At 68.9% G+C, this 14759-nt stretch carries 11 protein-coding genes; 4 read left to right on the forward strand and 7 right to left on the reverse strand.

Annotated features, from left to right (window positions below; genetic code table 11):
- Window positions 1-9: 9 nt before the first annotated feature.
- The 6 genes from rapZ to ACFFIO_RS00100 form a co-directional block, all read right to left on the reverse strand.
- On the reverse strand, window positions 10-903 hold the full coding sequence (gene rapZ / locus ACFFIO_RS00075) for an RNase adapter RapZ (protein ID WP_378039697.1): 894 nt from the start codon (window positions 901-903) through the stop codon (window positions 10-12).
- Between the two features lie 52 nt (window positions 904-955).
- The gene (gene uvrC / locus ACFFIO_RS00080) at window positions 956-3067 is read right to left on the reverse strand and encodes an excinuclease ABC subunit UvrC (protein WP_378039698.1); all 2112 of its coding nucleotides are present in this window, start codon (window positions 3065-3067) and stop codon (window positions 956-958) included.
- Between the two features lie 6 nt (window positions 3068-3073).
- Entirely contained in the window at window positions 3074-3787 is a 714-nt protein-coding gene (locus ACFFIO_RS00085) for a lysophospholipid acyltransferase family protein (protein WP_378039699.1), read from the reverse strand.
- A gap of 78 nt (window positions 3788-3865) precedes the next feature.
- Window positions 3866-4549, reverse strand: a complete 684-nt coding sequence (locus ACFFIO_RS00090) for an HAD hydrolase-like protein (protein WP_378039700.1) — start codon at window positions 4547-4549, stop codon at window positions 3866-3868.
- On the reverse strand, window positions 4546-7554 hold the full coding sequence (gene uvrA / locus ACFFIO_RS00095) for an excinuclease ABC subunit UvrA (RefSeq protein WP_378039701.1): 3009 nt from the start codon (window positions 7552-7554) through the stop codon (window positions 4546-4548). Before uvrA ends, ACFFIO_RS00090 begins: the two co-directional genes overlap by 4 nt.
- Window positions 7555-7622: 68 nt before the next feature.
- On the reverse strand, window positions 7623-8078 hold the full coding sequence (locus ACFFIO_RS00100; RefSeq protein WP_378039702.1) for a GntR family transcriptional regulator: 456 nt from the start codon (window positions 8076-8078) through the stop codon (window positions 7623-7625).
- A gap of 216 nt (window positions 8079-8294) precedes the next feature.
- On the opposite strand from ACFFIO_RS00100, the gene ACFFIO_RS00105 reads away from it, so the two are divergent.
- Complete coding sequence (locus ACFFIO_RS00105) at window positions 8295-8975, forward strand: MBL fold metallo-hydrolase (protein ID WP_378039703.1); 681 nt, start codon at window positions 8295-8297, stop codon at window positions 8973-8975.
- A gap of 43 nt (window positions 8976-9018) precedes the next feature.
- Here ACFFIO_RS00105 and ACFFIO_RS00110 read toward each other — a convergent pair whose 3' ends face one another.
- Window positions 9019-9864: a methyltransferase domain-containing protein gene (locus ACFFIO_RS00110; RefSeq protein WP_378039704.1), complete on the reverse strand. Its 846-nt coding sequence runs from the start codon at window positions 9862-9864 to the stop codon at window positions 9019-9021.
- 44 nt (window positions 9865-9908) lie between these two features.
- Between ACFFIO_RS00110 and ACFFIO_RS00115 the strand changes: the two genes are divergently transcribed.
- From ACFFIO_RS00115 to ACFFIO_RS00125, 3 genes are all read left to right on the forward strand, one after another.
- On the forward strand, window positions 9909-12563 hold the full coding sequence (locus tag ACFFIO_RS00115) for a DEAD/DEAH box helicase (protein ID WP_378039705.1): 2655 nt from the start codon (window positions 9909-9911) through the stop codon (window positions 12561-12563).
- 83 nt (window positions 12564-12646) lie between these two features.
- The gene (locus ACFFIO_RS00120) at window positions 12647-13195 is read left to right on the forward strand and encodes a GNAT family N-acetyltransferase (RefSeq protein WP_378039706.1); all 549 of its coding nucleotides are present in this window, start codon (window positions 12647-12649) and stop codon (window positions 13193-13195) included.
- A gap of 62 nt (window positions 13196-13257) precedes the next feature.
- A complete protein-coding gene (locus tag ACFFIO_RS00125) occupies window positions 13258-14727 on the forward strand; it encodes an alpha/beta fold hydrolase (RefSeq protein WP_378039707.1) in 1470 nt (489 codons plus the stop codon).
- Window positions 14728-14759: the final 32 nt, after the last annotated feature.

Below are 14759 nucleotides of genomic sequence, written 5' to 3' on the forward strand. Positions count from 1 at the left end.
CCATCCCACTCATTCCCGGCCCAGGTCCCGGTGGTGCACGTTGACCGTGACCCTCGGTTGCTGGCTCAGCCGATGGCCCAGCTCCTCGGCCACGGCCACCGAGCGGTGCTTGCCGCCCGTGCAGCCGATGGCGAAGGTGGCGTAGTGCTTGTTCTCCCGGCGGTATCCGTCCAGGACGGGCACCAGCGCCTCGAGATAGTGGTCCACGAACTCACTGGCGCCCTGCTGCTGCAGCACGAAATCCGAGACCGCGGTGTCGCGGCCCGTGAAGGGACGCAGCTCGGGGACCCAGTGCGGGTTCGGCAGGAACCGGACATCGGCCATGAAATTCGCGTCCTGCGGGAGCCCGTACTTGAAGCCGAAGCTCATGACGTTCAGGCGCAGCACGATGGGTCCGGACTCGGTGAACAGCTCCGTGATGGTGGTCGCCAGCGAATGCACGTTCTTCGTGCTGGTGTCCACCACGATCTCGGCCTCTTCCTTCAGCTCCCGCAGGAGCAGGCGTTCGACGGCGATCCCATCCGGGATGCGCCCGGAACCCTGCAGCGGGTGCGGGCGGCGGGCCGACTCGAAACGGCGCACCAGCAGCTCGTCACTGGCATCCAGGAAGAGCACCCGGTAGTCGACGCCCTGGGCACGCAACTGCCCCAGGGCCTCCTGGATGTCCTTGAAGAGCTCCTTGGACCGCACGTCCACCACGAGGGCCAGCCGCGGGATCGCCTCCGGGGAACGGCCCACCAGGTCCGTCAGGGTGAGGAAGAGCTGTGGTGGGATGTTCTCCACCACGTACCAGCCGTGGTCCTCCAGCGCGTGGGCGGCGGTGGTCCGTCCCGCCCCCGACATGCCGGTGACGATGAGGACTTCAGAGGTGGGTGGTTTCACCGGGGTCAGGCCGTCGCTCATGCGTCCAGACTACCCAGTCCAGTCCACCCCCCTCAGTCCAGGATCTTCCCACTCAGTCCAGGATCTCCCCGGTGGTCAGGTTCACGCCGTGCGTCACCCGGTCCGCCGGGGCCATATCGGCAGTCTCGGCAGTCTCGGCAGTCTCAGCGGCTTCAGCGGACCCGCTTCCGGGCGCCGCGGTCTCGGGGTGCAGCGCCGCATGGACGGTGGCCGCCAGGGCCGGGCCGATGCCCCTGGCTTCCTGCAGCTGATCCACGCTGGCGGCACGGATGCGCTTGACCGAGCCGAAGTGCTTGAGCAGGACCTTCTGCTTGGCCGGGCCCAGGCCCTCGATGCCGTCCAGGGCAGAGGAGATCATGGACTTGCCACGCTTCTCCCGGTGGAAGGTGATGGCGAAGCGGTGGGACTCGTCGCGGATCCGCTGCAGCATGTAGAGCCCCTGGGAGGCACGTGGGAGCACGAGCGGGAATTCCTCACCCGGCAGCCACAGCTCCTCGAGCCGCTTGGCGAGGCCGACCACGGGCAGGTCGGTGATCCCCAGGTCCGCCAGGGCCTGGACGGCCGAGGCCACCTGTGGGGGGCCGCCGTCGACCACCACGAGGGAGGGCGGGTAGGCGAAACGGCGCGAGGACGGGCCGTCCGCGGGTGCCCCGGCCGGGCCCTCGGCCGCTCCGCCGGGAACCGTCTGATCAGCCGGAGCCGCCGGAGCCGCCGGATCCGTCTCGAGAGCGATCTCCCCGGTGGCGAACGTGCCACTGCGCTCCTGGTCCTCCAGGTAGTGGCGGAACCGGCGGGTGAGGACGTTGCGCATGGCGGCGGTGTCATCCCGGGCGGCGTCCCCTGTCACGCTGAACTTGCGGTAGTCGGCCTTCTTCGGCATCCCGTCCTCGACCACCACCATGGAGCCGACCACGTTGGTCCCGGAGACGTGGGAGATGTCATAGCACTCGATCCGCAGCAGCGGCTCGGGCAGTTCGAGGGCGTCCTGGAGCTCACGCAGGGCGGCGGAGCGAGTGGTCAGGTCTCCGGAGCGGCGCGTCTTGTGCACCCGCAGGGCGAGCACGGCGTTCTCCTTGACGGTCTCCATCAGGGACCTCTTGTCACCGCGCTGCGGCACCCGCAGGCTCACCTGGGCGCCCCGCATGCCGGACAGCAGGGCGGCCACCTGGTCGGCGTTCTCCGGCAGTTCGGGCACCAGGACCTCGCGCGGGATGCGGCTGGTGTCCTCGAGCGAGCCGTAGACCTGCTCGAGCAGCTGTTCCACCATGGTGGCACCCGAGACGTCCTCGACCTTCTCGACCACCCAGCCGCGCTGACCGCGGATGCGCCCGTCCCGGACGTGGAACACCTGGACGGCGGCCTCGAGCTCGTCGTCGGCGAAGGCGAAGATGTCCGCCTCCGTGGACTCCGAGAGGACCACGGCATTGCGCTCGAACACCCGCTTCAAGGCCGCGATGTCGTCCCGGCGCCGCGCGGCGTCCTCGTAGCGCAGGTCCGCCACGGCCTCCTTCATCTGGGCTTCTAGGCGGCGGATGTACTTCTGGGCGTCCCCGGCCATGAAGTCGCAGAAGTCCTGCGCGAGCTGCCGGTGCCCCGCCTGGCTGATCCGGTCCACGCACGGCGCGGCGCACTTGTCGATGTAGCCCATCAGACAGGGCCGGCCCGAGAGCTCGGCCCGGCGGAAGACGCCAGAGGAACAGGTCCGGACCGGGAAGACGCGGAGCATCAGGTCCACGGTCTCGCGGATGGCCTTGGCCGGGTGGAAGGGTCCGAAGTACTTCACGCCCTTGCGCTTGTCCCCGCGCATGACCTGCACCCGCGGGTACTTCTCGTTCATCGTCACGGCGAGGTACGGGTAGGACTTGTCATCCCGGTACATGATGTTGAATCGCGGCGTGTACTGCTTGATCCAGGTGTACTCGAGCTGCAGGGCCTCCAGCTCGGAGCCGACCACGGTCCACTCCATCGAGGCAGCGGTGAACACCATCGCCCGGGTCTTGGGATGCAGCCCGTTGGGGTCCTGGAAGTAGGACGCGAGGCGGGACCGCAGGTTCTTGGCCTTGCCCACGTAGATGACGCGCCCGTCCGGGTCGCGGAAGCGGTACACCCCCGGCGAGGTGGGCACCTCACCGGTCCTCGGGCGGTAGCTGGCCGGATCAGCCATGGCGCCTCAGTCCTGGGCGGGCGTCGGGTTCTGTCCGGCGTGGCCGCCGGAGGTGTTGCCCGAGACCGGTTCGTTGTAGGTGGCCGCGCGTTCCTGGCCCGAGAGGGCCGCGATGGCGTCCATGATCTGCGCGGTCGCCTGCCGCCGGGGCGGCAGCGGGTGCTTGGTGCCGAGATGCTCGAATTGCAGCGGCTGGCCGACGGTCAGGGAGAAGCGGTGCGGCGTGAACCGGTTCGAACCGGGCGGCTGGAGGCGTTCGGTCCCCCGCAGACCGACCGGCACCACTGGCACCCCCGTGGCCAGTGCCAGCCAGCCGACGCCGGTGCGGCCCTTGTAGAGGCGGCCGTCCCGGCTGCGGGTGCCCTCGGGGTAGATGCCGACGCCCGAGCCGGCCTCCACGTGGCCCACGAGCAACTCCAGGGCTGCCACGGAGGCGGCCATCTCACCCCGCTCGACGGGAATCGATCCCACGGAGTCGAAGAAGCCCTTCATCACCTTGCCCTTGACGCCGGGCTGGGTGAAGTACTCGGCCTTCGCGAAGAAGTGCACCATGCGCGGCATGACCGCCTGCAGGATCACGGAGTCGAAGAAGGACAGGTGGTTGCTGGCCACGATGAACCCGCCTGACTCCGGCACGTTCTCCAGGCCGGTGATGGTCGGCCGGCAGGTGACCTTGACCAGGGCACGGATCCCCGTGCGCACGGCTTCATTGGTCGCCATGGCCGTCCTCTCCAGTGGAATCGACAGAGCTGAGTGTCCCGGATGCTCCCGCGGACCCGGTCCATCATAGTGCCCGGGTCAGGTCCGGGCCGCGGTCAGCAGTGCTCGGCAGTGCGCGGGCAGGTCACCCGCGTCCTCACACAGGACCGTGGCCCCGGCTCCCTCCAGCTCGTGCCGGCTGCCGAAGCCCCAGAGCACTCCGACCCCCGGGATCCCGTGGTGGGTGGCACCGGCCAGGTCGAAGTGCCGGTCCCCCACCATCACGGCCCGCTCCGGATGCCCGACGGCGGCCAGCGCCTCGGCCATCGCCTGCACCTTGGTGCCGTGCGGCGGCAGCGGCGCGGTCTCGTCGTCGTTCGACCCGCAGACCGCCGCGAAGAGGTGGTCCAGGCCCTGGACGCGCAACAGCTGGCGCGCGAGTGAGCGGGGCTTGGAGGTGGCGACGACCAGCCGGTGGTCTGCCTCCAGGTCTTCGAGGGCGTCGCGGACACCGGGGTAGACGGTGCTGGCCGCCATCCCGTGGCTCAGGTAGCCGGCCCGGTAGTCGCGGATCACCGAGGGCATGTTCTCCGCCGTGACGCCCTCGAGGGAGGCCAGGCTCTCCTGCAACGGCGGCCCCACGAGGGACGCGAGCCGGTCCGGGCTCGGCACGGGAAGGCCGTGGCGCTCCAGGGCGGTGGCGATGCCCCCGGTGATGGCCCCCGCGGGGTCCACCAGGGTTCCGTCCAGGTCGAACAGGATCGCGGTGACGGGAGCGGTCACAGGATCTCCGCGAGGAACTGGCCGGTGTGGCTGGCCGCGTTCCGGGCGACCTGCTCCGGGGTCCCGGTGGCGACGATGCTGCCGCCTCCGGACCCGCCCTCCGGGCCGAGGTCGATCACATGGTCGGCCGATTTGATGACGTCCAGGTTGTGCTCGATCGTGATCACCGTGTTGCCCTTCTCCACGAGGGACTGCAGCACGCCCAGCAGCTTGCGGATGTCCTCGAAGTGCAGGCCGGTGGTGGGCTCGTCCAGCACGTAGATGGTCCGGCCGTTCGAGCGCTTCTGGAGCTCCGCCGCGAGCTTGACGCGCTGTGCCTCGCCGCCGGAGAGGGTGGTGGCGGGCTGACCCAGTTTGACGTACCCGAGCCCGACGTCCACCAGGGTGTTGAGGTAGCGCGAGATCTTGGTGTAGGCGGAGAAGAAGTCCGCCGCCTCGTCGATCGGCATCTGGAGCACCTCGGCGATGTTCTTGCCCTTGTAGTGCACTTCGAGGGTCTCCCGGTTGTACCTGGCGCCGTGGCAGACCTCGCAGGGGACGTAGACGTCCGGCAGGAAGTTCATCTCGATCTTCAGGGTGCCGTCACCGGAGCACGCCTCGCAGCGGCCGCCCTTGATGTTGAAGGAGAAGCGTCCGGGCTGGTAGCCGCGGACCTTGGCCTCCTGGGTGTCCGCGAAGAGCTTCCGGATCGTGTCGAACACGCCGGTGTATGTGGCGGGGTTGGAGCGCGGAGTGCGGCCGATCGGACTCTGGTCCACGTGCACGACCTTGTCCAGCTGGTCCAACCCGTTGACCCGTTTGTGCCGGCCCGGGACGTGCTTGGCGTGGTTGAGCTGGTTGGCGAGGACCTTGTACAGGATCTCGTTCACGAGCGTGGACTTCCCGGAGCCGGACACGCCGGTCACGGCGGTCAGCACACCGAGCGGGAAGTCGATGGTGACGTCCTGCAGGTTGTTCTCCCGCGCCCCGACCACGGTGATCTTCCGGTTCTTGTCCAGGGGGCGGCGCTGCTCCGGCAGGGCGATCTCGCGTCGCCCGGCCAGGTAGTCACCGGTCAGCGAGCGTTCGTTCGCCTTCAGGCCCTCGAGGGAGCCGGAGTGGACCACCTCGCCGCCGTGCTCACCGGCCCGGGGGCCGATGTCCACGATCCAGTCGGCCTCAGCGATCGTGTCCTCGTCATGCTCCACCACGATCAGGGTGTTGCCGAGGTCCCGGAGCCGCAGCAGCGTCTCGATCAGCCGCCGGTTGTCCCGCTGGTGCAGGCCGATGGACGGCTCGTCCAGGACGTAGAGCACCCCGACGAGCCCGGAACCGATCTGGGTGGCCAGGCGGATGCGCTGGGCCTCGCCGCCGGACAGCGTTCCGGCCGGCCGCTCCAGGTTCAGGTAGTTGAGGCCCACGTCCAGCATGAAGTGCAGGCGGGCCAGGATCTCCTTGAGGACCTGGTCCGCGATCTGCACGTCCCGCTCGGACAGCTCCAGCTGCTCGAAGAAGTCGATGGCGTCCTGCATCGGCAGGACCGTGGTCTCGGAGATGGACTTCCCGCCGACGGTCACGGACAGTGAGGTCGGATTCAGGCGGGTGCCGTTGCACGCCGCACAGGGGATCTCCCGCATGTAGGACTCGTAGCGGTCCCGGGCATGGTCCGACTCGGTCTCGAGGTGCTTACGGTGGATGTAGTCGATGACCCCCTCGAAGCCGGTGGTGTACCGGCGTTCGCGGCCGAAGCGGTTCCGGTAGGACACCTCGACCTTGAAGTCCTTGCCGTGCAGGACGGCCTTGCGGGCAGCGGCCGGCAGGTCCTTCCAGGGCACGTCCATGCCGAAGCCGACCTCGCTGGCCAGGCCGGAGAGCAGCCGCTGCCAGTACTCAGACGTCGACTTGCCGATCGACCAGGGGGCGATGGCCCCCTCCAGGAGGGTCTTGTCCTGGTCCGGGACCACGAGGTCCTCGTCCACCTCCAGCTTGGTGCCGATACCGGTGCAGACCGTGCACGCGCCGAAGGGATTGTTGAAGGAGAACGAGCGGGGCTCGATCTCGTCGATGGTCAGCTGGTGGCCGTTGGGGCAGGACAGCTTCTCCGAGAACGAGCGGAACTTGGGCGTCCCCTCCGCATCGAAGGCATCCCACTCGCCCGCGTTGGCCTTGGCCGGGTCCACGGCGGCGTCCACGTCCACGAAGTCGATGACCACGAGGCCGTCCGCCAGGTTCAGGGCGGTCTCCACCGAGTCGGTGAGCCGCTGGCGGATGCCGTCCTTCATGGCCAGGCGGTCCACCACCACGGCGATGGTGTGCTTGACCTGCTTCTTCAGCTTCGGTGGGTCGGACAGCTGGATGACTTCACCGTCCACGATCGCCCGGGAGAAGCCCTGGGTGGCGAGGTCGGTGAAGACGTCCACGAATTCGCCCTTGCGTCCCCGGGCCACGGGGGCGAGCACCTGAAAACGGGTCTTGGCGGGCAGCTCGCTGAGCTGATCCACGATCTGCTGTGGCGACTGCCTGCTGGCCGGCTCGCCGCACTCGGGGCAGTGCGGGATGCCGATACGTGCCCACAGCAGGCGCATGTAGTCGTAGACCTCGGTGATGGTCCCGACCGTGGAGCGCGGGTTGCGGTTCGTGGACTTCTGGTCGATCGAGACTGCCGGGGACAGACCCTCGATGAAGTCCACGGAGGGCTTGTCCACCCGGCCGAGGAACATGCGCGCATAGGAGGACAGCGATTCCACGTAGCGGCGCTGGCCCTCCGCGAAGATCGTGTCGAAGGCGAGGGAGGACTTGCCCGAGCCGGAGAGCCCGGTGAAGACGACCAGCGCATCGCGCGGGATGTCCAGGTCCACGTTCTTCAGGTTGTGCTCGCGGGCGCCCTTGACCACGATCCGATCGGGATCATGGCGGTGCGCCCCACTTGCGGGGCCGGAGGCGAGACCACGGGAGTTGCGGGACGTGGAGGACGCGGACGTGGCGGAAAGCGTATCGGAGTCGGGAGTCGTGAGGGATTTCGGCACGGAATCCACTGTATGGCAGAGAGGCTTCGAACACCTCTTCGAATCGTCGGCCCTGAGCGAATTCTCCGTCAGGAGGCCGGGAAGACGGCCTCGAGTTGCCGCGTCGCCTCACGCGGGCCGTAGCCGAGGGTACGCGCGACCTCGGCATAGACGACCGCCGCGGCGGCGAGTTGGGACTCCGCCGTGTCATTGCCCTGCGCCACCACGGTCCCCAGCCGGGGCCGGGCGGTCACGACGGCGGCCTGTTCCAGTTCCTTGTACGCGCGGGCCACGGTGTTCGCGGCCACGCCCAGAGCCGAGGCGAGTGCGCGCACCGTGGGCAGCTTGCTGCCGACCGGAAGCCGGTTGTGGTGGATGAGGTCGAGCAGTCCGGTCCGCACCTGTTCGTAGGGCGGGACGGTGGAGCCGGTATTGATGGACAGGGCGTTGACCAGCCACGCGGGGACCGGAGTGGCGGGGGACTTCGCCGGCGGTGTGCCCGCCGATGGATCCTCCGGTTGGCCTGATGCGCCCCGTGCCGCCATGTGTCCCCCCGTGTCCCTGCCTGGTCCGTGCCGTGTTTCGAGCCCTGTCCCGTGCCTGTGTGTCCAGACACCCTATCGGAGCGCGGAGCGCCGAGATGCGGGGCGATCCGCGCCAAGACCCGAGGCGGTCCAGAGGGGACGGAGCTGCGGGGATCGAGACTTGACTCCCGGTTTGGGCTTGCCCCGGTGGCGGTCAACGTCCTTAGACTATTGCTCATGCCTTCATCCACCTCCCCCATCCGGTTGCTGCACGATCTGCCCCGGGTGACGGTCCGCCAGCGGTCGGTCTCCGACATGGCGAACAACGTGTACGTCCTCACCTCGAAGACGTCCGGGACGCAGGTGCTGATCGATGCCGCGGACGACGCCGTCGCCGTCGGTGAGCTGCTGCAATCAGCGAAGGACGACACCCCCTGTGAGCTCAAGCTGGCCGTGATCATCACGACCCACCAGCACTGGGACCATATTCGGGCCCTGGCCGAGGTCGTGGAGGCCACGGGGGTTCCGACCGCGGCCGGCGTGGACGATGCCGACGCCATCGAGCGGGAGACGGGCGTGCCCGCGAAGGTCCTGCTGAACCACGGCGATACGGCGACGTTCGACGGGATCTCGATGGCCGTCGTCGGGCTCCGTGGGCACACCCCGGGCTCCGTGGCGCTGGTCTACGAGCCGGAGGACGGGCCGCCGCTCTGCTTCTCGGGCGACAGCCTGTTCCCCGGGGGCGTGGGGAACACGCAGCAGGACCCGGACCGCTTCGACTCGCTGTTCACTGACGTGGTGGAGCGGTTGTTCGAGCAGTATCCGGATGACATGATCGTCCATCCCGGCCACGGCGACGCGACCACCCTCGGCACGGAACGCCCTCACCTCGGGGACTGGCGCGTACGCGGCTGGTAGGCCCGAGACGGCGGTGACCTGACGTCACCCCCCGGAGTTCAGCTCAGATGCTGGGCGAGAGGTCGTTCTTCACACCGACGATGAAGATGCGGCGGAACGGGTAGTCCGTCAGCCGCACCCCCTCGGGCGTGGTGTAGGTCGGGTAGGACTCGCGCATGATCCGCCGGTACTCCTCGATGTACCGCTCCTGGAGATTGGTGCCATCACGCCGGTCGGCGGCCTCCAGCCGCTGCAGCGAGGGACGCAGGGCCGCGCCGCGGACCCAGTCGTACACCGGATCGGGTCCACTGAGGGGCTGACTGTAGGTGGTCTCCCAGATGTCCGCCTCGAAACCCGCTCCGATCAGGGTCTCCAGGTACTCGTCCGTGGTGTAGACCGACTCCCGTGCCACCACGCCCTCCAGGGCGTCCTCGAACTCGGGGCGGCGGGACATCTCCGCGATGGTCGCATGCGAGGGGGCGGCGAAATTGCCGGGGACCTGCACGGCGAACCAGGCTCCGGGCTTCAGGGCCTCGAGCCACCCCCGCACCAGCTGCCGATGATCGGGGATCCACTGCAGCATGGCGTTGGACACGATCACGTCCACCTCGTCGTCCGGCGCCCAGCGCGCGGCATCCACCTGGGCGAACTCCAGGTTGCCGGGCGCTCCCGACTCCGCGGCCAACTGCTGGGCGGAGGCCACCATGTCCGCTGAGGAGTCCAGACCGATCACGCGGGCGCCGGGCCAGCGCTCGGCCAGGGTCCGCGTCATATTGCCGGGGCCACAGCCCAGATCCACCACGACCTTCGGGTCGGTGGCCCGGACCCGCGCCGTGAGGTCGCGGAACGGCCGGGCCCGGCGGTCGGCGAAGACGGTGTACTGCTGGGGATCCCAGGTGAACTCCTGCATGCTCCCACGCTAGCGCGTCCCCGGCGAGACGTAAGCTGGACGTAATGTTGCTCTCCGACTTGATTCCCTCCCCCGCCGGCGGCCCCGCGACCGCGCCGGAACGCCTCTCCCCCGATGCCGTGTACGAGGGCTTCCTCGAGTGGTCCCGGTCCCGGGACATCGCCCTGTATCCCGCGCAGGACGAGGCCGTCATGGAACTCGTGCAGGGCAACAACGTCATCCTGGCCACCCCCACCGGCTCCGGTAAGTCCATGGTGGCCATCGCCGCCCACTTCCAGGCACTGGCCACCGGCCAGCGGACCTACTACACGGCCCCGATCAAGGCCCTGGTCTCGGAGAAGTTCTTCGCCCTGGTGGAGATCTTCGGCGCAGACCACGTCGGCATGGTGACCGGTGACTCCTCCGTCAACGGGAATGCCCCGATCATCTGCTGCACGGCCGAGATCCTCGCGAACCAGGCCCTGCGGGAGGGGTCCGGCCTGGACGTGGGGCCTGTGGTCATGGACGAGTTCCACTTCTACGCGGATCCCCAGCGCGGTTGGGCGTGGCAGGTGCCCCTGCTAGAGCTGCCGCAGGCGCAGTTCCTGCTGATGAGCGCCACGCTCGGGGACATCACCCGGTTCGAGGAGGACCTGACCGCACGGACGGGCCGGACCACCACCACCGTCGCGCACGCGGAGCGGCCCATCCCCCTGTCCTATGAGTGGTCCGAGGAGCAGGTGCAGGACAAGGTCGCGGAGCTGGTGGAGACCCGTCAGGCACCGGTCTACGTGGTCCACTTCTCCCAGCTGGACGCCGTCGAACGGGCGCAGTCCCTGTCCTCCGTGTCCGTGGCGACCCGCGAGGAGAAGGACGCCATCGCGGAGCGGATCGCCGGCTTCAGGTTCTCCTCCGGCTTCGGCAAGACCCTCAACCGGCTGGTCCGGGCCGGCATCGGGGTCCACCATGCCGGGATGCTGCCCAAGTACCGCCGGCTCGTGGAACGCCTGGCCCAGGAGGGGCTCCTGAAGGTCATCTGCGGCACGGACACCCTCGGCGTCGGTATCAACGTGCCGATCCGCACCGTGCTCATCACGGCCCTCAGCAAGTACGACGGTCAGCGCACCCGCATCCTGCACGCCCGCGAGTTCCACCAGATCGCCGGACGGGCCGGCCGCGCCGGCTATGACACCTCGGGACTCGTGGTGGTACAGGCCCCCGAGCACGTCATCGAGAACGCCAAGGCCCAGCAGAAGGCGGCCGCCAAGTTCGCGAACATCAAGGACGAGGCCGAGCGCAGCAAGCGCATGAAGCAGTCCACGAAGTCCTCCCCGAAGAAGACGCCGCCGAAGGGCTTCGTCTCCTGGGGCAAGGCCACCTTCGAGAAGCTCATCTCGGCCGAGCCCGAGGCCATGACCAGCCAGATGCGCATCAGCCACTCGATGCTGCTGAACATCCTCGACCGCCCGGGTGATCCGGTCGTCGCGGTCCGCCGGATGCTGCGCAACAGCCACGAGACCCCGGCCAAGCAGGCCGCCCACGTGCGCCGCTCCTTGGGCATCTTCCGCGAGCTGCTGGCCACCGGCGTGGTGGAGAAGCTGCCCGAGCCGGACGCCGAGGGCCGCACCGTGGACCTCACCGTCGAGCTGCAGCCGAACTTCGCCCTCAACCAGCCCCTCTCCCCCTTCGCCCTGGCCGCCTTCGACCTGCTCGATCCGGCCGACCCGGGCTACGCCCTGGACATGGTCTCCATCGTGGAGTCGACCCTCGAGCCTCCCCGGCAGGTGCTCTCGGCCCAGGTCAAGAAGGCCCGCGGTGAGGCCGTGGCGGCCATGAAGGCCGAGGGCATGGACTACACGGACCGCATGAACGCCCTCGATGAGGTCACGTACCCGATGCCGCTGGCCGAACTGCTCGAGCAGCAGTTCGAGCTGTACAGCGCCTCAGCCCCCTGGCTCCATGACTTCGAGCTGACCCCGAAGTCCGTGGTCCGGGACATGTACGAACGCGCCATGGGCTTCGGTGACTACGTGAACTTCTACGGGCTGTCCCGCTCCGAGGGGGTGCTGCTGCGCTACCTGACCGATGCCGTCAAGGCGCTCAAGCAGACCATCCCGCAGGACGACCGGGACGAGGAACTCGACATCCTGGTGGCCTGGCTGGACGAGATCGTCAAGCAGACCGACTCCTCGCTCATCGAGGAGTGGGAGGACCTGCTGGCCGGGGACATCGAGGAGTTGAAGAAGGACCACGAGCAGTTGGCCCCGCCGGAGCCCCCACGGCTCACCGCCAACAAGCCGGTCTTCACCGTGATGGTCCGCAACGCCCTGTTCCGCCGGGTGCGGCTGTTCGGCGATGAGCAGGACGGCGCCCTCGCCGAGCTCGGCAAGGACGCCGGTGATGCGTTCTCCGCCGACGACTGGGCGGACGCCCTGGACGGCTACTTCGGGGACTACGAGGACATCGACGACGGCCCCGCCGCCCGCGGGCCCCAGTACTTCCGCGTGGACACCACTCCCCAACCAGGGCCCGACGGCGGCGCCCCGGCCGGCGTCTCCGGCTCCCGTTGGTGGACGGTCCGGCAGGTCCTCGTCGACCCGGAGGGCCACCTGGACTGGGGCATCAACGCCCTCGTCGACCTGGACGCCTCGGACGATGCCGCGCACCCCGTGGTGCACGTGGTGTCCGTGGGTGCCCCAGAGCCCGGCTGGACCGTGTGAGCTGCACCGGTGAGCTGAGCCGCTGAACTGAACCTGTGAACTCAACAGCGTGACCTGACCTCTGTGAGAAGGAGACCCGACGCGTGAGCGCCACCATCCCCGGAACCGTTCCCGGCACTGTCCGTCCGGCCGTCCCAGCAGACGTCCCGCATATCCTCCGGCTCATCAGGGACCTCGCGATCTATGAGAAGGAGCCGGACGCCGTGAAGACCACGGAGTCCGCCCTGGAGGCGAGCCTCTTCGGCGACCAGCCGGCGGTCTTCTGCCACGTCATCGAGGACACGCTTCCGGCGTCCGACCCCACCGTGGTGGGCATGGCGCTGTGGTTCCTGAGCTACTCCACGTGGGAGGGCACCCACGGGATCTGGCTCGAAGACCTCTACGTGGACCCGGCCATGCGGGGACGCGGGCACGGCAAGAGACTGCTGTTGCACCTGGCCGGGATCGCGGCCGAGCGCGGCTATGCGCGTTTGGAATGGACCGTCTTGGACTGGAACGAGCCGTCGATCGGTTTCTACCGCTCTCTCGGCGCCATCTCCCAGGACGAGTGGACGACGTTCCGGCTCACGGGCGCCGCACTCGAGGAGGCCGCCGCCGGCGCCCACCCAGTCACCTCGGACGGCCACCGGTGACAGCCGGCGTCGCGGGTGATCCCCGCACCTTTGCGCGGCCGGCCGAGGTGCTCGCCTCAGGTGTGTGTACCCACCGCGCCGGCGCGGAGGCTCGGCTGCTGGACGGGACCCGCATCACCGACCACTGGTTCGAGTTGCCGCTGGACCATGCCCGGCCGGAGGGGGCGCGGATCCGGGTGTACGCCCGCGAGTACGTCTCCGGCACCGACCCGGACAGCGCAGCGCCCCTGGACAGTTCGGCAGAGGATGGGGCAGCCGGCGCACAGGACGGCCTGCCATGGCTGTTGTTCCTGCAGGGCGGGCCCGGTGGTAAGGGCGTGCGCCAGGCCCAGCTGGGCGGGTGGATGAAGGAGGCATCCCAGCGGTTCCGGATCCTGATGCTGGACCAGCGCGGCACCGGCCTGTCCACCCCCGCCAACCGCAACACACTGCCCCTGATCGGCACTCCCGAGGAGCAGGCGGACTACCTGGTGCACTTCCGGGCACCCTCCATCGTGCAGGATGCCGAGCTGATCCGGCTGATGCTCGGTGCGGAGCCGTGGACGGTCTTCGGGCAGAGCTTCGGCGGGTTCTGTGCCCTGAGCTACCTGTCCTGGCACCCCGAGGGGATGTCCCGGGCCCTCATCACCGGAGGGCTCGCGCCGCTGGACGGCCCCGCTGACCGGGTGTACCGCGCCACCTACCAACGCATGCGTGCGCGCAACGAGGAGTACTTCGGGCGTTTTCCAGAGGACCGTCAGATCCTGGGCCGCGTCTACGATGCCGTTCGTGCCGGCGAGACGGGAGCCGCGCTGTCGGTGGTACTCCCGGACGGGTCGCCCGTCACGGTGGGGCGCGTCCAGATGCTGGGGATGTTCCTCGGGGGCAACACCCGGATGGACCAGCTTCACTACCTGCTCCAGGAGGCGTTCGAACGGGTGCCGTCCGCCGCGGGGACCTTCACCGAAGCCCTCACGCACACCCTCACCGACACCTTCCTCCACGGCCTGTACCAGCAGGTCTCCCGGGCCACGAATCCGCTCTATCTGGTGATGCACGAGTCCATCTACGCCCAGCCGGCTCAGGTCTCGCACGCGCAGCCGGGATCGCCACCGGCGGCACAGCTGGCTCCACCGCCGGAGGACGCCACGGCCACGGCGTGGGCCGCCCAACGCGTCCTGCGGTCGTTCTCCGACCTCGCGGACTTCGATCCGGATCGGACCGCACACCCGCTGCTCACCGGGGAGATGGTCTTCGACTGGTATGCGGATCTGGACCCCGCCCTCAGGCCACTGCAGTCCGTGACCGAGGAGTTGGCGCGCCGCACCGACTGGGGCCCCCTGTACGACCCGAAGGCCTTGGCCGCCAACACCGTCCCGACGGCCGCCGCCGTCTACACCCACGATGTCTACGTGGACCGGGACCTCTCCCTGGAGACGGCTTCCCGGGTCCAGGGCCTGACGGTTTGGGAGACGGACGCGTTCCACCATGACGGCATCGGGGACGACGGTCCGGGCATCCTCCGCCGGCTGCTGGAGATGACCGGCCCCTAGGCGATAGGCAGCGGTTCCCGGCATGCGCCTCT

This window comes from Citricoccus parietis, from assembly GCF_042433045.1.
Classification (GTDB): Bacteria; Actinomycetota; Actinomycetes; order Actinomycetales; family Micrococcaceae; genus Citricoccus; species Citricoccus parietis.